The organism is Endozoicomonas sp. (assembly GCF_965196975.1).
GTDB lineage: Bacteria > Pseudomonadota > Gammaproteobacteria > Pseudomonadales > Endozoicomonadaceae > Endozoicomonas.
The window spans coordinates 2,048,355-2,065,896 of record NZ_OZ239981.1 but is presented as its reverse complement, the minus strand read 5'-3'; the positions used below and the strand labels follow the sequence as shown (position 1 = coordinate 2,065,896).

Sequence of the window (17,542 nt, the reverse complement as noted above, 5' to 3'; positions counted from 1 at the left end):
TGGAAACTCTTTTAAGAAAGAGCCGCTGGGATTGTCACAGAAAGGCCTTAACGGTTATAGTTGCCCATTTTCAAACCATATCTCCTGTGCCTGACGAGCCGGGCGATGTTATGTGGTGTTTTTAGGTTGAGGGTATTTGAACTTGGGCAAGCAGCTTCAAGCCATCCGTGGGATGAATGATATTCTTCCCGAACAGACTCCGGTCTGGCAGTACCTCGAGCATCAAGTACGCTCTGTTCTGACCACTTATGGGTATCAGGAAATCCGGATTCCTATTGTTGAAAGCTCTGCCCTGTTCAGCCGGGGCATTGGTTCCGGCACGGATATTGTTGAGAAAGAGATGTACACCTTTGAAGACCGCAATGGTGACAAGCTTTCTCTTCGTCCTGAGGCTACTGCAGGTGTTGTTCGTGCTGGAATTCAGCAGGGGCTGTTTTACAATCAGATTCAGCGGTTATGGACCTCTGGGCCCATGTTTCGATACGAGCGTCCTCAAAAAGGCCGTTATCGTCAGTTTCATCAGATCAGTGTTGAAGCTTATGGCATGACCGGACCAGATATTGATGCAGAAATGATTATGATGACTGCACGATTCTGGCAGAAGCTTGGTTTGTCAAAGCATGTTACGCTGGAGCTGAATACTCTGGGTACTCTGGAAGCTCGAATCCGTTATCGTGAAGCGCTGGTCACTTATCTTAAGGATTACGAGTCAGAGCTGGATGAGGATAGCCGTCGCCGCCTGACCATTAATCCGTTAAGAATTCTGGACAGTAAAGACCCTAACACTCAGAAAATTGTTGCCGATGCACCTGAGCTGTTTGACTATCTGGATGAAGAATCCCGGGTTCACTTTGCTGAACTGAAACAGATTCTTGATGAAGCGGGTATTCCCTATCGAGTGAATCCAAGGTTGGTGCGTGGTCTTGATTATTATGGAAGAACCGTTTTTGAGTGGGTGACCGAGAGTCTGGGAGCTCAGGGCACGGTGTGTGCTGGTGGCCGTTATGATGCTCTGGTTGAAATGCTGGGTGGAAAAACTACTTCTGCAGTAGGTTTTGCCATGGGTATTGAGCGTCTGGTATTGATGCTGGAGACTCTTCATCTCCTGCCGGAGAGTGTTTCTAACCGGATGGATATCGCCGTTGTTGCTGTTGGTGAGGGTGTGGGACACAGAGTACTTCCTGTCGTGGAAAGACTTCGTGACGCACTGCCACAGCTGAAGATTCTCATGAATTGTGGAGGCGGCGGCTTTAAAGCTCAAATGAAACGTGCAGATCGCAGCGGTGCTGCCTATGCTCTCATTCTGGGTGAAGATGAGCTGGGTGCTGGGATGGTTACTGTGAAGTCTCTGAGGACTGACGAAGCCCAGCAACAGCTGCCAATCGCCGACGTAGCCGGGCATTTGCAAAAAGTATTATAGAATACCGCTGTTCAGTAAGCTGCTCATTGAGATGAGCGTACTGTTAACGGTTTCAGGAAAGAAGTCAGGAGTAAAGGGTGAGTTACCAATCTGATGAAGAGCAGGTGGAACTGCTTAAGAATCTATGGAAAGACTATGGCCAGCCTGTCGTACTCGGAGTTGCCATCACGCTGGCAGCAGTATCCGGTTACAACTACTGGCAGAAGACACAGAGTCAGGAAATTTCGGAAGCTTCTGCGCTTTATCAGAATCTGCTGGATACTCTGTCTCTTGAGCAACAATCTCAGTTTGCCGCGCCGCTGACCGAAGAGCAGAAAGCAACGGTAAGTCATGTTGTTTCTTCATTGCAGGATGATTACGCCAGCAGTCAGTATGCAGCGTTTGCAACACTTTTTCTGGCTCAGCAGCAGGTTCAGGATAATCAGTTAGGTGCTGCCCGCGCCTCCCTTGAATGGGTACTGACACAGAAGCCTGCACCTGAAGTCGCAACGATGGCCAGTGTTCGGCTTGCCAGAGTGCTATTAAGCGAATCAACCGATAATGCACAGCAGGCGCTTGATATTCTGACCAAATTGAATGCTGGTAAGTCTTACGAGGCGACGGTTGAGTCAGCCAAAGGCGATGCATTTCTTGCTTTGGGTGACCGTAAACAGGCAGAAGTCGCCTACCAGAAGGCGGTTGAAGCAGCACAAAATAACGGTTTAAACCGTCCATTGCTGCAACTCAAATTGGACGATTTGGCAGCAATGGCACCTCAGGAGGGATAACATAATGGAGAGGTTATTCAGGGGCTCTTTAGTTCTTCTGCTGATGCTGGGGCTTTCTGCATGCAGTCTTTTTTCATCGGATGAAGAGGAGGTGAGAACCCCAAAACCTCTCCAGACGATTGCTGAAGAAAAGGTTCAGCTGGTGGAGGTGTGGTCCAAAGGTGTTGGCAAGGGAGTTGGTAAGCGATTCGAAAGTCTTAAGCCAGCAGTTGATGGAGACAAAATCTTTGTTTCTGGTGCAGAAGGTACTGTTTTTGCACTTGAGCGTGATACTGGAAAAGAAGTCTGGAAGAAAAAACTCAACACCCATGTTGGTGGAGGTGTCAGTGCTGCGGCGGGTATGGTGCTTCTGGGTACGCTGGATGGTGAAGTTGTTGCCTTGAGCCAAGAGAATGGAGATGAACTCTGGAGAGAGCGGGTAAGTAGTGAGATTCTCAGTGCGCCAGTAACTGATGGTTTCTATGTCGCTGTTCAGAGTATTGATGACCGTCTGACGGTGCTTGATGCTGAAAATGGCAAATATCTCTGGCGCCAGGAAGCACTTCAGCCAGCCTTGACTCTAAGAGGTTCTGCTTCACCATTGATATTTACAGAAGCGGTATTTGCCGGATTTGCCAGCGGCGAAGCAAAGGCTTTTCGGTTGAAAAATGGCGCACCACTCTGGAGTTCACGGGTTGCAGCACCAAAGGGCAGCACTGAGCTTGAGCGGATGGTAGATATCAAAGGTGCTCCTTTGATTATTGGAGACACCATTTTCTTTGTCAGCTTCCAGGGTAATGTTGCAGGGCTGGATCTTTATAGTGGTCGGGTTCGCTGGGCAAAAGAGCTATCCAGCTACGAATCTATGACAGAAGGTTTTGGTTCGATCTATCTTACCAGTGAAGACAGTTATGTCAGCTCCATTGACCAGAGAACCGGTGCTTCTAACTGGCGGCAGGAAGATTTTGAGTTTCGCCAGTTGTCTGCACCTGCAGCGTTCAGCAGCTATGTAGTGGTTGGTGATGGTGAAGGTTATGTTCACCTGTTGTCGCAGGTTGATGGCAGTCAGGCAGGTCGTTTCAAAGCCGATTCTTCCGCAATTAAAGCTCAGCCCCTGGTGGATGGTGAATTGATCCTGGTGTTGTCGGCTGATGGTGAACTGGTTGCTTTGAAAGAAAAAGCTTCCGAATAATCGGAATTAAGTAACCTATCTGTTAAGAATGTTGTCGGGCTGGACCTTTCATCGGGTTCGGCCCGTTTTCAATTTCGGTCTTACGGCCGATGCGCTGGGAGCGTCTTGTTCTGGATGGTTTCCCTGCTGCGTACTTTGTAATTTTGGTAAATCTTATGGTTCCTGTGATTGCCCTGGTGGGTCGGCCAAATGTTGGCAAATCCACCCTTTTTAACCGTCTGACCCGTTCCCGGGATGCTTTGGTAGCCAATGTGGCCGGGTTAACCCGAGACCGGAAATACGGCGAGGGCAAGGTTGGTTCGCATCCCTATATTGTCGTAGATACCGGTGGTATCTCGGGTGATGAAGAGGGTATTGACTCTGCAATGGCAGAACAGTCTCTGGCTGCAATTAATGAGGCTGATGTTGTTCTGTTTCTGGTTGATGCCCGCGCTGGGTTGACCGCTGCTGATGAAATGATTGCTTTGCACCTTCGCAAGCAGGGAAAGAAGTACCACCTTGTGCTTAATAAAGTGGACAGGGTTGATGCGGAGCAGGCTGAGACCGATTTTGCGTCACTGGGTATTGGTGATGCATTTCATATCGCAGCCGTGCATGGGCGGGGCGTCAGCAATATGATTAATGATGTACTGCTGGAGTGTACTGACGGTGAGACCGAAGAGTCTGATGAGCTGTCAACCAAACCAAGAGGTATCAAGATTGGTATCGTTGGCCGTCCTAATGTTGGTAAGTCTACCCTTGTAAACCGTTTGTTAGGTGAAGAACGGGTTGTTGTTTATGATCAGGCGGGAACGACACGTGACAGCGTTTACATTCCTTATGAACGTTTTGGGCAGGATTATACGCTGATTGATACTGCAGGTGTTCGCAGGCGAGGAAAGGTTTCCGAGTCCATCGAAAAGTTTTCGGTGATCAAGACGCTTCAGGCAATTGAAGATGCCAACGTAGTGGTTCTGGTTCTGGATGCCCGTGAGGGTATTGTAGAGCAGGATTTACACCTTCTGGGCTTTGTTCTGGATGCGGGGCGTGCTGTGGTTATTGCACTGAATAAGTGGGATGGCATGCAGGAAGAGCACAAAACACAAGTTAAGGAAGAGCTGAAGCGGCGTCTTGGTTTTATCAACTATGCTCGAATTCACATGATTTCTGCAAAGCATGGTACCGGAGTTGGTAACCTCTATGATTCAATTGAAGAGGCCTATGAAGCCGCTACCAGTAAGCTGTCGACCAATCGTTTGACGCGAATCCTGGAAGATGCCGTTAAGGAGCATCAACCTCCTATGGTCAACAATCGCCGTATTAAGCTGCGTTACTGCCATGCTGGTGCCATGAACCCCCCAACGATTATCATTCATGGAAATCAGACTGAACGGGTACCAGCGGCTTATCGACGTTATCTTGAAAATACGTTCCGTAAAGTGCTGAAGATTATGGGAACGCCCATACGGATTGAGTTCCGCTCGGGTGATAACCCTTTTGCTGAAACCAAGGAGCTTGATCAGAGGCAGGCTCACCGCAAACGTAGAGTTGAAAAGTCAGCACAGTTTGCCAAGGAAAAGCGTAAGACAAAACGTTCCTGACTGCTCAGGGGGATTGATGAAAAACAATCTGTTCGAACATATACCTGCAGAACTGCCTGAAGAGTTGTTTGAGACTCTGCAGGAGTTGGGTGGTGTTAAGATTGAGCGGATTATCTCCCGTGGTCATACGACTCCAAAAGGTGAGTGGTATGACCAGTCCTGGGATGAGTGGGTGATTCTTTTAAGTGGCTCAGCTGTGTTGGAGTTTGATCAGAATAGAGAGCCAGTTTTGCTAAAGCCTGGTGATTATATCATGCTGCCCTCGGGCCTCAGGCACCGGGTAACTCAGACTGACGCTGATACTGATACCATTTGGCTGGCTATTCATATCAATTCTGGAATCCACTGATTTTGTCTATCTCTTTGATAGCTGAAAACCAGCAGTCTTAGATTTCTTATCTTCTCCATACCACCTCAAAAAGTCAGGAGCCTACACCTTATACTGTCGATGTATCGGTATATTTGTCTGACTGATAGTGGACAGGGTGAATCAGACACGTTATCAATAATTATAAGGATCGATACATACAGGGACAGACAGCACAATGAAATGGATAACAATTCTAATAATGGTCATCGGGCTGGTATTGATTGTGTACAGTGGGTCAATGTACATCCAGTCGGGTGAGGTAGCTGAAACTATTCCCCTGGAAAATATTGGTGAGAGTGAGGGGGCTGTTGAGCTCACACCGGACATGAGCCCCGTTCGTGTGATATTGAATACTGAATTTATCAGCCGCACAAAAAGTGAAGCAGTAAAATTCTACAGTTATGCAATCGACATCAGGGATGATCAGGATAATGAGGTGCTTTCGAAAAGCGGGGCGCTCACCCTCCGGCGGGAAAGTAAGGATATCCCTGCTAATGAGTTATCCCGGACTCAGCGGCGTATTCATTCTATTGATGTCTTTTCCGTTCCTAAAAAGTCGACCTATCACTGGGAGACTCAGTTGACCAACCGACAGGCCGAGGTCAGCAGTGCTCATCTGGAAATTCGGAGGAATGTTGAAACCGAACTTCCCATGAGCTTATGGTTGGGGCTTGGTTTACTTATCGGTGGAATCCTTTTAGGATTTTTCATCACGAAAAAAAGCGAAGAGTAAATGCCACCATGCTGATGCCTGACTTTCGGTAATCATGCCTGTGTTTGGTACAGGAGCCAATCTTTTTGCTGATCTGATAATTAAAATAGAATCTAAGGATGTAATGATGCTTCAAAAGAAGTCTTCTCTGTTGGGAAGTGTGACTGGGCTTCTCGTTGTAGGGATTCTTTCTGTTTTATCGCTCACAGCATGTACCAACCCTAATACGCCTGCAGGCCACGAGGGCTATGTCTACGAAAAGCCAAGGGTGTTTGGGGCTGGAGGCTATCGGGCAACCCTGACCGGGCCGGGTAACTATGGTGTTTCTCTTTGGCGCAATCAGGTCATTAATATTGATATGAGACCCAACACTTATACCGAACATTTTAAAATACTGGCCAATGATGACCTGAATATTACGTTTGATTTTCACGCTGTGATTGCCATCAAACCGGGTACTGTTCGAGATGTGGTGGAGAATTATGGGGGGGAGAAGTGGTATGCACGGTATGTGCGGGAAACATTCCGAACCTTCGTTCGCGATGCGGTGCAGAAATACGATAGCGGGGATTTGAAAACCAATCGTGAAAATATTGCGCTGGAAGTGACCGAGAAGTTGCGTGGCTATCTTTCAGTAACGCCTTTCAATATAGCCAATATTGTTGTTGGCAATATCAATTACCCGGAAATCGTTGCCAATGCGGTTGAGAAAAAGCTCGCTGCTCAGCAACTGCTCTCTGAGAAAGAGACCCAGAAAGATATTGCCCGGAAAGATGCAGAAATACGGGTCGAAGAGGCTAAGGGGATTGCGGAGGCTCAGAGAATCATCAACGCAACGTTAACGTCAAACTACCTTCAGCATGAAGCCATTAATGCTCAGCTCAAGATGGCTGAGTCCCCCAATCACACCACGGTGTATATTCCAGTGGGTACCAACGGGATCCCGCTGGTAAAAGGGACTCAATAGGTATGATCAACCAGTGTTCATGATGAGCCATTTACCGTTTGGTTAATCTGAAAATAGCTCAGGCGTTGTGATTCGTAGATGCTGACAGTGTTTCACCCTGCTTTTCCCTGAAGTCAAGTCGGTTATATGTGCTATTATTGCCCGCTCAGAATAAAGGAGTGGTTATGACCGTTGCGATTATCATGGGGTCCAAGTCTGACTGGCCTACGATGCAGCATGCAGCTGACATGCTCGAAAGGTTTGGCATTGACTACGAAACAAAGGTTGTTTCTGCCCACCGCACTCCACAATTGCTGGCAGACTTCGCCTCTGAGGCCGCTGCCCGGGGGATAAAGGTGATTATTGCCGGCGCCGGGGGAGCTGCTCACTTGCCTGGTATGGCTGCTGCATTTACCAGCCTTCCCGTTCTGGGGGTGCCTGTTAAATCCAAGGCGCTGAACGGTATTGATTCCTTACTGTCTATATGTCAGATGCCAAAAGGGGTTGCTGTTGGCACGCTGGCTATTGGTGAAGCCGGCGCAGCTAACGCTGGCCTGTTGGCGGCACAGATCCTTGGCTGCCAAGAGCCTGAGCTGCGGGCCAAAATTGATGAGTTCAGAAAAGAGCAGACCGAAACGGTATTGGCCAACCCAGACCCTGCTGAGTAATACGAGATCAGTATGAATATTTTAGTGTTAGGTGCCGGACAGCTTGCGCGTATGATGAGCCTTGCGGGGGCACCGCTGAATATCAATATCATCTCTTATGATGTTGCCTCTAAAAAGCTGATGCATCCCTTGACACTTCATATCATCGATCAGAGCCTCCCGGAGGCTATTGCTGAATGTGATGCTATTACCGCGGAGTTTGAGCATATTCCGGACGATGTACTGACATTATGCTCAGCATCAGGAAAGTTCTATCCAGGAAAACAGGCCATAAAAGCAGGGGGGGACCGAAGTATTGAAAAAACATTACTGGATAAAACCGGTGTCCCCTGTGCCCCTTATCAGCTGATTACTGAACGAGCCCATCTGGAAACCGCTATTGAGAATCTGGGGCTTCCTCTGGTTATTAAAACCTGCCAGGCCGGTTATGATGGTAAAGGGCAGTGGCGAATCAAGGTAAATAGTAATGTGGATGAGATCTGGTCAGAAATGTCAGCATTTCTGGCAGCTGGCAGTGCCGATGCACCGCACTCGATCATTGCAGAGCAAATGATTCCCTTTCGTCGAGAAGTCTCCGTCATTGGTGCCCGTGACAGGTCTGGTAATATGGCCATCTATCCGGTTACTGAGAATGAGCATACCAACGGGGTACTTACACTGTCGGTGGCCAGGGCTGTTTCTACCGATATTCACCGTCAGGCAGTGGATGCCTTCAGCAAACTGGCTTCGGAGATGGATTATGTCGGTGTTCTCGCCATTGAGTTTTTTGATGTCGATGGCAAGCTGATGGTGAACGAGATAGCTCCTAGAGTCCATAACTCTGGCCATTGGACCCAGCAGGGAACCCTTTGCAGCCAGTTCGAAAACCATCTTCGTGCTGTTGCTGGTTTGCCCCTTGGCACCACCGAAGCAATTGGTCCAAGCGTCATGATTAACGTTCTTGGTCAGTCAGGCATTCCTGCGGAGGTTTTATCCGTGTCTAATGTTACTAGCCATTGGTACGGCAAATCTCAGCGGCCTGGCCGCAAAATGGGGCACATCAATGTGGTGGCTGAGTCGGAAGAAGCTCTGGGTGAAAAGCTGGTCGCTCTATCTGCGTTTTTACCTGAAGAGGATTACCCAGGGGTTGTCCAGCGGGGGCGGGATTTGTCTCAGGGCTGATTAGGGCTATTTTTCTGGTGTGGACTGATGTAATAGGTGATATGTGCCTGTTGCTTTGGTCCTTTCGATGATATTCCTTCTTTCTTAAGGTGAGTAATCCTGTTGCATTTTTGAAATACAAAAACGCTTTCTATCGTAAAATTGATATTGTTTTTTATTGATTATTTTAACTCTGGCTGGGTTGTTTATATTAATTGATGACCAGTACATGAAATAGTAAAGGAACCTTTATCGAAAAAATAAATCTTAGCTATGGATGTTCTGGTAAATATAAAATTCTGAAATTATATAAACCCTTTTATTTATGAGGTGTTGAATGATTTCTGCTACTAACGATTTTCCGGCTGGGCATCCTGGTGCGGGTTTTATAGAAGCTAAAAATAGAGAGACTCCAAAAGAAGTGGAACCGCAGAGTTTCTTTGGTATCACTTTTGAATGTCAGGAGAAGGCTGCATCAATAAGGAATAGAGTGGTTGAAGCCATTGATCGAGATGATAAGAAGGCAGTGTCCGTACATTATGTGAGAAACAGAACACTGTTAAATAACCAATATTTAAAAGCAGGATTATCATGGATATTTACCGTTGCTTCAGTTGCTGTTGTCCTTTATGCACTACCTCTACTGATTAGCTGTGCAGTTGTTACCTCGAGAAATGTGATTCGATGTCAGGAAACACAAAATACTGCATTGGATTATTTGCAGAAAAAAATGTCTGATAGAGAAATCCAAGTGCTGAATAACATGCCGAGTTCCTGTAAATTATAAAAACTTAGTATGGCGCGTGTAATCACAATCGATGAAAAGGTAATTAAGCCTAGATTTATATCAATGACGTGGAAAAATTAGGCATGATATTCGTTTCTTGTAATTATTAATTCAGTCCCTTATTGAAAATATTATTATAATATTTAGGGTTGTATTAATGAATATGTCGTTTATATAGGACTTGTCTTTGGGCGTTTGGTGGGGGTAAAGAGGTTTCGTTGAAATTACAGGTTATTTGCCTTGGCCATTGTGATTCAAAATAATGCAGAAATGATCAATATCATAGAATGCAATGAAAATATTCACGGAAGCCTCCAGTTTGCTACCTATGGTGTTGTATCCGAAGCATAGCTAACTGGCAATGGCCTCTCTTTTTCTCACCACCGCATTCACGTTTTATGATTAACGATAGAGCCAATAAAAAAAGTCATTTTCTTCGTCTGCAATGGACAGCCTTCCCAAAGGTATTTGCTGTTCACTGCGATATGTCAATTGTTTTCAGTCATAACTATGTATAATTTGGGAGTCGCTATCAGAAACTAGTGTGCCGAAATTGTAAATGGGAACTGAGTTACTGCTGGGCTTGTTGGCCCTTGTTGCTTCACTAATGGCCGCCATTGTTGGCTTTGGCGGTGGAATGATGCTGATTGCAGTAATGCCCCAGTTTTTTGCGCCATCGCTGGTTATTCCAATTCATGCTGTCACTCAGATCGCCAGCAACGTTTCACGGGTAGCCTTTTCTTTCAGTGATGTTCGCTGGTCTTTTTTCTATGCCTTTTTTATCGGCTCTGTTGCGGGAATATGTCTGTTTGGTCTGCTGCTGTTCAACATTCCCACTCATTATATTCCACTGGCCATTGGCATTTATATTCTACTCAAAACCTGGTGTCAGCAGTTTCTCAGAATTATTGAAGAGTATGAAAACCTATACCTGCTTGGTTTTCTGCAAACAGGGCTGGGAATAGTCGTTGGTTCAACCGGACCACTGGCTTTGAGCTACCTGGCCAATAAATTAACTGACAGGAATCAGATCATTGCTACCAGTGCAATGTTTATGACCTTCAGTCATGTCGCTAAAATCCCCATTTTTGGAATGATCGGAGTCTCACTGTGGGAGCATAAAACAGTCGTACTGATCATGGTGGCTGGATCAGTAATGGGTTCGTGGCTGGGCACAAAAATCCGCCGTAAATTCAACAATGAAAGGCTATTGTTAGCCATTAAATGGCTTTTGACGGCTCTGGCAATAAATATGATTGCCAGAGTACTACTTTGATGAAGTGTTGATTTTCTTGTTTATCTCAAAATAACGGAGTCTTAACGGTTACTTGCTTAGCTCTCCAGTTTTCGTGATCTTTATTTTGACTTTTGGCAATTTCTATAGCTTCAGCAATCAGTAAATCAGGTTTCATTGATGGAGTACCCTCAAAATAGCTCTTAAATCTACCTTGCATATAGTCTGGCTCCAGAGGTGATATTCGAGTCGAGCTCAATGCTTTACAAATAATACCTGCTGCAAGCTTACAGCCATCTGCTGGGAAGGTTAATCTTCCGCGCAATGCTTCCACTTCATTAATACGTTCAAATTTAATATTGGGCCACTGTTTACTGCCCTCAACAAACTTAACGCTTCTCTCCTCCATCCCTTTTTTAAGAGCCTCTCCAAAACCAGGGTTGTCAAAAGGATCAACCTCTACAAGAGTCATGTTTTTCTTTGGGATTCCATGCTTTAAGGCGATAGCTAGATATGACGCCATTTCCCAGCTACGGATATTTGTATTGTCTACTACTATAGTCAGTGGCTTTTGGTCTCCTGGGTCACCTTTGCAGTGATCGAATAATGCCATATCCATATCGTGCTGTGATTTACCATGAAGTTCTTTGGTTAGTGCTTGTCTGTCAGAACCTTCTCTGTCTTTGAAAAAAGTCTCAGTTAATTCGTTCTGATTTTGATTGTTAAGCTCGACACCTTGTCTTTTTGCCTCCTTTTCTGCAGCTACCAAATTCGCACTAATTACTTTTACCTCACGACCATTGAGCTCTTCCTCAACTCTAATAGTATTCTCACAATAATAAGTTTTTCCTTGGCCAGGCATACCTCTCATGAGGTACAAAGTAACATCATCACAGGGCGATAACGTATGACCATTTAAAATAGCTTGCCTTTTACTTTCAGAATATGCAGATAAATAGTGAGAACTGTTATTCAATAGTTCGTCATTTGCCGAGACAAATTCACAAACTCTTGGTTTGTAATGCTGTGATAAGGTGTCCATTTTAGATTCTTTAAAGATGATTAAAGAAACAACCATAGACCATATTTTGATAAATGGTATTTATTAATAATGTTTAGGCATTAGCCTCGATCTGATAAATACTATCTCAGTTTCAAACAGCTTATTGTTAATTAAAATTCCAATAAACTCTTTTCTGGATGATTCTTTTTGTGTGTGGGGGGGATTTACTCAGTTTGCTCAGAATATTGAAAGCAAACTGAGTAGAGTTAAGACGGTTGAATAGCGTTTACTCTAATGAATAATTGATATTATTCCGCTTTTGCTTCTGTTTTAGCAGCCACAGTAATGGTGGAGCAATTATCAGCATGCCGATTGCATAAATCATTTTCCATCCCAGTCCCCAGGCCAGCATCAGGCAGAACAGGCAGCCAAGGGCGGTTAACCAGTGATATTTTGAAGGTAACAGCTTGAAGGCAGCCAGCATAGAAGCAAGGTAAATGGTAACAAATACCCCATTGACCCATGATACCAGATCCTCCAAGTCTTGATTGGTAAGATGAGTAATGATCAGGATTGCCGCCATGATGATCAGTACCGTGGTCAGAGCACGCTCGGAAATACCATGATGATTCTGTTTACTGAACCATGATGGAAGAATGCCTTCCTGACTGAAGCTGAGTGTCAGGCGGATAAGACTGGCAGTATAGACATTAACGGCAGCTATCCCCCCTGCCAGCCCAAGAGTCCCAATAACAGGTGCACCCATACCACCAAAGAGTTGATCAAATGTACCGGTCATAGCCAGTGGAGCGTCTGTTGGAACGGCAAGGATCAACCAGGTACAGGCAAGATAGATACTTCCAACAATAACCACCCCGATCATCATTGCTGGCTTAAGGTCTTTTGCAGGGTTTTCAAAGTCATCTGACAGGTGTGACATGGCCTCCATGCCCAGAAAGCTCCAGAATGCCAGACCAGCGGCCTGAACGACCAGGCTACTATCTATCATGGCTGGTGTCTGGCTATAGGGAGCATCAGCTATACCCCAAGCGAACATCATCACCATTAACACCGCTACAATGGCGAGAGTAAGCATCAGTTGAAGCGTTGCCGATATGTGTATGCCCCGGAAATTAAGAATATAAATCAGCACCAGAAAACTCAGCTGTATTATCAGAATCATGGAATCCGGTACCATGAAAAGAGCATCGATAAATTGATACGTCATGATGATTGCAGCGGGAGCCCCCAGCGGAACGGCCAGCATGAAAATAATGCCGATGGTTCTGCCTGCAATGGAGCCAAACGCTTTCTCTACAAAATAGGCGGGGCCTGCTGCATGATGAAATCGGCTGGCCAGGCTGGCAAAAACCAGTGCGACTGGAAGAATGGTGATTGTCAGCAGAGCCCATGCCCATAATGCACCATAGCCTGCCAGTTTTATGGTTAACTGAGGGAGAATAAATACACTGGTACCCAGCAAGGTCGTGGCGAGCAGTCCTGCTCCCTGCCAGCGACCAATTCCAGAAGGTCTGTCCTGCACTGCGGTTGCCTTTGTCATATCGTTATTTGCCAATGGTTTACGGCTTCAACTATAGAGCAGTTTCACATAACATTCCGTCAGCCTTACCGGACATTTCACCTGTTCTTCCGTCACATTGACGGAGCAGTCTGGAGAATCACTAACTCGTTGGAGGGATCTTGGATAAGTTTGATCAGGCGATTATTGCAGAGCTTAAGAAGAATGCCCGTGCCAGTGTATCGTATATTGCTTTGCAGGTTAATCTGTCGCGTTCTTCAGTGTCTGAGCGAATAAAGAAGCTGGAGCTTAATGGTATGATCCGGGGTTACCAGGTTCTGCTGACGGAGTCCCAGAAAGAAGGGGTTTCTGTTTATTTTGAAATTCAGCATCAATGTGCACGATGCGCGGAAGTCATCCCGAAGTTTCGTAATATTCCGGAAGTGGTTACCTGTCATGGGATTTCAGGTGATATGGATCTGCTGGTTTTTGTCAAAGCTGATTCCATGCGGCGTATCCATGAAATCAGGGAGTCTCTGGATATGATGGACGACATTGTAAAAATAAAGACCCATGTTGTCATGAGTGAGTGGATTGATAATCGCTAATTCCGGTGTTTTGTTCTCATGATTGATAAAAGTATTGCTCAGCTCCAACTACCGACCGATCAACCGGTTAAGATTGTTCGGGTGGATGAAGCCAATCGTACAGACTATCAACGTCTGCCCCACCGGCATGATTTCTTTGAGGTGATCTGGACGGAGGAGGGGAGTGGCGTTCATTGTATCGACTTTAGCGAGTATCCATTACGCCCACGGACTCTTTACCTGATAGCTCCCGGGCAGGTACACCAGATTACTTCAGCCCCTGACCTGATGTATACCTTGTCTTTTCAAGTCGATTTTATTGGAGCAGGCTATCGAAGCCAGTTACTTCTTCAGGAAGCTTTTGCAACCTTCAGTCTTGAACGAGCCTGCATCTCTCTCGATGCTGATGGTTATCGTCATCTGGACTATCTGGGAGAGATGATGGAATACGAGCTCAGTCGTTCTATCACCGACTGGGATCTGCTTGAGGCCCTATTGACCGCTTTTCTTCACTACCTTACGCGCTATTTACCCGATAACAATCCCGAATCTGTCTACTTTGACCCCAGGGTAATAAAACTTCTTGAGTTAATTGATAACAACTTTCGCAATCATCGACATGGCTATTTTTATGCCGATATTGTTGGTTTGACTCTAAAGCGCTTAAATGAATTGTCACTTCAATATGTTGGGAAAACGGTTACTCAGTTGATCCATGAGCGCTTGATGGTTGAAGCTTGCCGTGAACTTGCCTTTACAACAAAAAATATCAAAGGCATTGCCTATGAGCTCGGCTTCGAAGATGATGCGTATTTCTGTCGATTCTTCCGTAGGGAATTAGGCGTCTCTCCAATGGGGTTCAGGAAACAAGTCTTTGCATGATGGCGGTATACTTCAGCAGCGAAAAAATAACCAGATTCATTGAGCCATACTCCAACTTCTAAAAAGTGTTTTTGTTAGTTGATGAATTTACATTTCATATATGAGTTTGATGATATTTTTCAAAAGACATTTTTTCATTTCACTGACATGATCTTTCCTGAAAAACGAAATATTCTTTTTTTGAGTTTCTTTTTTTATTTGCATTTGTTTAAACGATTTTTTATTTGGATGTTCTTTAAATGCTCTTTTGTAAGACCAGTATAAATCCACTTTATTTATTGACACTGAAGAGTAGTATTAAGAAGAAGGGCTTGTGGCATAATAAATAAGGAGAAGCGAGCGTGGGCATTTCGAAAAGACAGTTAGTCCTTATACTGTTTTCATCTGTTTTGGCAGGTTGCGCAGCTAAACCCAGTGCCTTGCAATTTGCCAGTCAGGGGCAGTGGGAAAGCTTGGGCTATCAGGATGGAGAGACTGGCAGTCAACAACGAACAGCTCTTGAATTGAATAAGTTAAGTACGACAACAGAGCAGTCCATTAATGACTATGTAACTGGTTACTCAACGGGGCTTGCCAGTTTCTGTGAAACTGAGAATGCTTATTTTGAAGGAGTAACAGGGCGTTTATACAAAGGGCAGTGTAAAAATATGCCCAATGAGGAAGCATTTATAGCTTATTGGCAAGAGGGGGGGGGGCAGTATGAATTTGAAGTTCTGGACCGACTGTGGCAGGAAACAGAAAATGATCGCTATGATGATCTTATGCAGGAATACACTCAGGAAATGAATTGAATTAGCTGATTATTGAGAATTTCAGAAATGGCATCATGATGTAGCCATTTCTGATTGGCGGATCTTCTTGAAAAACTTCGAGAAGAATAAAATTTGAGTTTTTACCTTTTCATTCTACCCATTGATCGGCTGGATGGTTTTCAGCAGCTGTTTTGCCAGCCTTTTCTCACACCCAAAATCATCCCAGTCCACTGTTATCAGAGGGGTGCCCATTGATCGGCATATTTGTGGCAAAATAGCTTCATGGTAGTTATGAATGTCACGTAGGTACGTCAGAGGTGTTCCATCTTCTGCACTTCTTGCTCTTTCTATCAGGCGGTTGTGGGCAATTTCCGGTGCTGTTCTCAGATACACGACAGCACTGATTACCGGATAGTCATTTAATCTTTTCTGTATTTCACAGTAGTGCAGCATGTAACGTTCGTCAGGTGATGTCATCCCGAGGAAGTTAGCCTGTGTAAAAATCAGATCTGAATACAGGGATCGTTCAATAAGATAATTACGATCAGTAGGCAGTTCCTGAACTATGCTGGCTCTGCGATTGGTAATGTATTCCTGAAACTTAATACGTTTCAATGCATCTGCTGGGTGATCGGTAAAATCCTGAAGCAGTCGTGTGAATTCCGGGTCATTGACAGGCTCCTGAATAGCATCCCAACCCAGCTCTGCTGCAAGTTTGGGCAGTAGAGTTGATTTACCTGCGGCAATGTTGGCTGCTACGGCGACAAAATGGTTGGTTTGCTTCATTAAGGACCCCAGTGACTGATGATACAACTCATGATACTTCCGTTCTGGTCATGAGAAGGGCAGGCACTTTATGAGGTTCAGCGTCCATGATCAATAAGTAATAGGCGAAAAGAGGGTAGGCATGCCCGTGGTGCGAAATAATATAGCTGTGTCTTTAAAGGGTATGTGCGCCTCAAGTTTCTCAAACCTGAGCCGAACAGATGAATAACCATGGTAATGTGTGTCTGAGATGGATAATTTAGAAAAATACGACCAGATGATGGCTGAGATTCGTCGAGATTATCTGGACAAATTGTCTGATATCTCTGACAAGATGAAGGCGCTTTCCCTGGAACCTTCACTTTGTATTACTGACAGTCAGGCGTTCTCTGAAATGAAAACGATTGCCCACAATCTGCATGGTTCGGCGGGCACCTTTGGCTTCAAGCAGATCAGCGAAGCTGCAACACCTCTGGATCGTTTTTTGACAGACCTAAAGCATGGTAGACAGGGAGAACCCATTGATGATCAAACGATGGAACGTGCAAGAATCTTGATCTCTGAGCTTATTACCCGTGTAGATGAGTCTCTGATGGGGGATGGTTGCTGATAGTACTACCTAGATTTTTATGTTGGGATTTCAATAAAACTTCCTATATTGTGCGACTTTCATTTCAGTCATTAGAGACGACAATAAAGACGTTCAATTTATGCACCCTTCTCTTCGATACATTCAAGGTTATCCAGTACAGATAATCGAGCAAGTCTCGCTACTGATCGATAATGGAAAACTGATTCCGTGGTTTGATCGGCGTTACCCATATAACCATCAAGTCAAAAGTGAAAAGGCGCTGTTTGACTACGTGATCGAGATCAAAAACCGATTCTTAAAAAAAGCCTCGCCCGTTAGAAAGGTGGTATACGACAATAAAATTCACCTGATCCATAATGCACTTGGTTTGCACAGTGTAATCAGCCGTAATCATGGTGGAAAACTGAAGTCAAACAATGAGATTAGAATTTCAAGTGCATTCAAAAATGCGCCAGAGCCCTTGTTACGAATGCTGGTTGTGCACGAGCTTGCCCACCTGCGTGAGAAAGACCATGATAAGTCCTTTTATCAGCTCTGCTGTTATATGGAGCCGGACTATCATCAGCTGGAGTTCGATGCTCGTTTGTTCATGATCTATCTGGATATAAAAGCTAAGAGGGGTGCTCTCTCTGAATGATTGAAACAAT

19 protein-coding genes are annotated in these 17,542 nt (G+C 45.2%); 16 read left to right on the top strand and 3 right to left on the bottom strand.

Annotated elements, in window-relative coordinates; translation table 11 throughout:
- Positions 1–142: 142 nt before the first annotated feature.
- The 11 genes from hisS to ACOCLE_RS09160 all read left to right on the top strand — a co-directional run bounded on the left by hisS (position 143) and on the right by ACOCLE_RS09160 (position 10,837).
- A complete protein-coding gene (hisS, locus tag ACOCLE_RS09210) occupies positions 143–1,420 on the top strand; it encodes a histidine--tRNA ligase (protein ID WP_419537186.1) in 1,278 nt (425 codons plus the stop codon).
- Positions 1,421–1,497: 77 nt separating this feature from the next.
- Complete coding sequence (locus ACOCLE_RS09205) at positions 1,498–2,187, top strand: YfgM family protein (protein WP_419536455.1); 690 nt, start codon at positions 1,498–1,500, stop codon at positions 2,185–2,187.
- Between the two features lie 4 nt (positions 2,188–2,191).
- Positions 2,192–3,358, top strand: a complete 1,167-nt coding sequence (gene bamB / locus ACOCLE_RS09200) for an outer membrane protein assembly factor BamB (protein ID WP_419536454.1) — start codon at positions 2,192–2,194, stop codon at positions 3,356–3,358.
- Positions 3,359–3,513: 155 nt separating this feature from the next.
- On the top strand, positions 3,514–4,938 hold the full coding sequence (der, locus tag ACOCLE_RS09195; protein WP_419536453.1) for a ribosome biogenesis GTPase Der: 1,425 nt from the start codon (positions 3,514–3,516) through the stop codon (positions 4,936–4,938).
- Positions 4,939–4,954: 16 nt separating this feature from the next.
- Positions 4,955–5,287, top strand: coding sequence for a cupin domain-containing protein (locus ACOCLE_RS09190; RefSeq protein ID WP_419536452.1), 333 nt, complete (start codon positions 4,955–4,957; stop codon positions 5,285–5,287).
- Between the two features lie 220 nt (positions 5,288–5,507).
- Complete coding sequence (locus ACOCLE_RS09185; protein ID WP_419536451.1) at positions 5,508–6,041, top strand: hypothetical protein; 534 nt, start codon at positions 5,508–5,510, stop codon at positions 6,039–6,041.
- 103 nt (positions 6,042–6,144) lie between these two features.
- A complete protein-coding gene (locus tag ACOCLE_RS09180) occupies positions 6,145–6,987 on the top strand; it encodes an SPFH domain-containing protein (protein ID WP_419536450.1) in 843 nt (280 codons plus the stop codon).
- 164 nt (positions 6,988–7,151) lie between these two features.
- Entirely contained in the window at positions 7,152–7,634 is a 483-nt protein-coding gene (purE, locus tag ACOCLE_RS09175) for a 5-(carboxyamino)imidazole ribonucleotide mutase (protein WP_419536449.1), read from the top strand.
- A gap of 51 nt (positions 7,635–7,685) precedes the next feature.
- A complete protein-coding gene (locus ACOCLE_RS09170) occupies positions 7,686–8,795 on the top strand; it encodes a 5-(carboxyamino)imidazole ribonucleotide synthase (RefSeq protein ID WP_419536448.1) in 1,110 nt (369 codons plus the stop codon).
- Between the two features lie 316 nt (positions 8,796–9,111).
- Entirely contained in the window at positions 9,112–9,561 is a 450-nt protein-coding gene (locus ACOCLE_RS09165; protein WP_419536447.1) for a hypothetical protein, read from the top strand.
- 559 nt (positions 9,562–10,120) lie between these two features.
- Positions 10,121–10,837, top strand: a complete 717-nt coding sequence (locus ACOCLE_RS09160) for a sulfite exporter TauE/SafE family protein (RefSeq protein ID WP_419536446.1) — start codon at positions 10,121–10,123, stop codon at positions 10,835–10,837.
- A gap of 25 nt (positions 10,838–10,862) precedes the next feature.
- Here the strand turns inward: ACOCLE_RS09160 and ACOCLE_RS09155 are convergent, their stop codons facing one another.
- On the bottom strand, positions 10,863–11,873 hold the full coding sequence (locus ACOCLE_RS09155; protein WP_419536445.1) for a hypothetical protein: 1,011 nt from the start codon (positions 11,871–11,873) through the stop codon (positions 10,863–10,865).
- Between the two features lie 211 nt (positions 11,874–12,084).
- Positions 12,085–13,359 carry an L-methionine/branched-chain amino acid transporter gene (gene yjeH / locus ACOCLE_RS09150; protein ID WP_419536444.1) on the bottom strand — a complete coding sequence of 425 codons (1,275 nt, stop codon included), beginning with the start codon at positions 13,357–13,359 and terminating at the stop codon, positions 12,085–12,087.
- A gap of 140 nt (positions 13,360–13,499) precedes the next feature.
- Here yjeH and ACOCLE_RS09145 point away from each other — a divergent pair, with 140 nt between their 5' ends.
- From ACOCLE_RS09145 to ACOCLE_RS09135, 3 genes are all read left to right on the top strand, one after another.
- Positions 13,500–13,925, top strand: a complete 426-nt coding sequence (locus ACOCLE_RS09145) for an Lrp/AsnC family transcriptional regulator (RefSeq protein ID WP_419536443.1) — start codon at positions 13,500–13,502, stop codon at positions 13,923–13,925.
- Positions 13,926–13,943: 18 nt separating this feature from the next.
- Positions 13,944–14,786: a helix-turn-helix domain-containing protein gene (locus ACOCLE_RS09140; protein WP_419536442.1), complete on the top strand. Its 843-nt coding sequence runs from the start codon at positions 13,944–13,946 to the stop codon at positions 14,784–14,786.
- Between the two features lie 341 nt (positions 14,787–15,127).
- A complete protein-coding gene (locus ACOCLE_RS09135) occupies positions 15,128–15,577 on the top strand; it encodes a DUF2799 domain-containing protein (protein WP_419536441.1) in 450 nt (149 codons plus the stop codon).
- 114 nt (positions 15,578–15,691) lie between these two features.
- Here ACOCLE_RS09135 and ACOCLE_RS09130 read toward each other — a convergent pair whose 3' ends face one another.
- Positions 15,692–16,324, bottom strand: coding sequence for a deoxynucleoside kinase (locus ACOCLE_RS09130; protein ID WP_419536440.1), 633 nt, complete (start codon positions 16,322–16,324; stop codon positions 15,692–15,694).
- Between the two features lie 229 nt (positions 16,325–16,553).
- On the opposite strand from ACOCLE_RS09130, the gene ACOCLE_RS09125 reads away from it, so the two are divergent.
- Both ACOCLE_RS09125 and ACOCLE_RS09120 read left to right on the top strand, forming a co-directional pair.
- Positions 16,554–16,913: an Hpt domain-containing protein gene (locus ACOCLE_RS09125; protein ID WP_419536439.1), complete on the top strand. Its 360-nt coding sequence runs from the start codon at positions 16,554–16,556 to the stop codon at positions 16,911–16,913.
- A 100-nt stretch (positions 16,914–17,013) separates the two neighbouring features.
- Entirely contained in the window at positions 17,014–17,532 is a 519-nt protein-coding gene (locus ACOCLE_RS09120; protein ID WP_419536438.1) for a M48 family metallopeptidase, read from the top strand.
- Positions 17,533–17,542 lie beyond the last annotated feature (10 nt).

Excerpts from the sequence above, each read along its gene's own strand:
- bamB (WP_419536454.1), top strand. The coding sequence starts at position 2,192 with ATGGAGAGGTTATTCAGGGGCTCTTTAGTTCTTCTGCTGATGCTGGGG.
- der (WP_419536453.1), top strand. The coding sequence starts at position 3,514 with ATGGTTCCTGTGATTGCCCTGGTGGGTCGGCCAAATGTTGGCAAATCC.
- ACOCLE_RS09190 (WP_419536452.1), top strand. The coding sequence starts at position 4,955 with ATGAAAAACAATCTGTTCGAACATATACCTGCAGAACTGCCTGAAGAG.
- ACOCLE_RS09185 (WP_419536451.1), top strand. The coding sequence starts at position 5,508 with ATGGTCATCGGGCTGGTATTGATTGTGTACAGTGGGTCAATGTACATC.
- ACOCLE_RS09180 (WP_419536450.1), top strand. The coding sequence starts at position 6,145 with ATGATGCTTCAAAAGAAGTCTTCTCTGTTGGGAAGTGTGACTGGGCTT.
- purE (WP_419536449.1), top strand. The coding sequence starts at position 7,152 with ATGACCGTTGCGATTATCATGGGGTCCAAGTCTGACTGGCCTACGATG.
- ACOCLE_RS09170 (WP_419536448.1), top strand. The coding sequence starts at position 7,686 with ATGATGAGCCTTGCGGGGGCACCGCTGAATATCAATATCATCTCTTAT.
- ACOCLE_RS09165 (WP_419536447.1), top strand. The coding sequence starts at position 9,112 with ATGATTTCTGCTACTAACGATTTTCCGGCTGGGCATCCTGGTGCGGGT.
- ACOCLE_RS09160 (WP_419536446.1), top strand. The coding sequence starts at position 10,121 with ATGGGAACTGAGTTACTGCTGGGCTTGTTGGCCCTTGTTGCTTCACTA.
- ACOCLE_RS09155 (WP_419536445.1), bottom strand. The coding sequence starts at position 11,873 with ATGGTTGTTTCTTTAATCATCTTTAAAGAATCTAAAATGGACACCTTA.
- yjeH (WP_419536444.1), bottom strand. The coding sequence starts at position 13,359 with ATGACAAAGGCAACCGCAGTGCAGGACAGACCTTCTGGAATTGGTCGC.
- ACOCLE_RS09140 (WP_419536442.1), top strand. The coding sequence starts at position 13,944 with ATGATTGATAAAAGTATTGCTCAGCTCCAACTACCGACCGATCAACCG.
- ACOCLE_RS09130 (WP_419536440.1), bottom strand. The coding sequence starts at position 16,324 with ATGAAGCAAACCAACCATTTTGTCGCCGTAGCAGCCAACATTGCCGCA.
- ACOCLE_RS09125 (WP_419536439.1), top strand. The coding sequence starts at position 16,554 with ATGGATAATTTAGAAAAATACGACCAGATGATGGCTGAGATTCGTCGA.
- ACOCLE_RS09120 (WP_419536438.1), top strand. The coding sequence starts at position 17,014 with ATGCACCCTTCTCTTCGATACATTCAAGGTTATCCAGTACAGATAATC.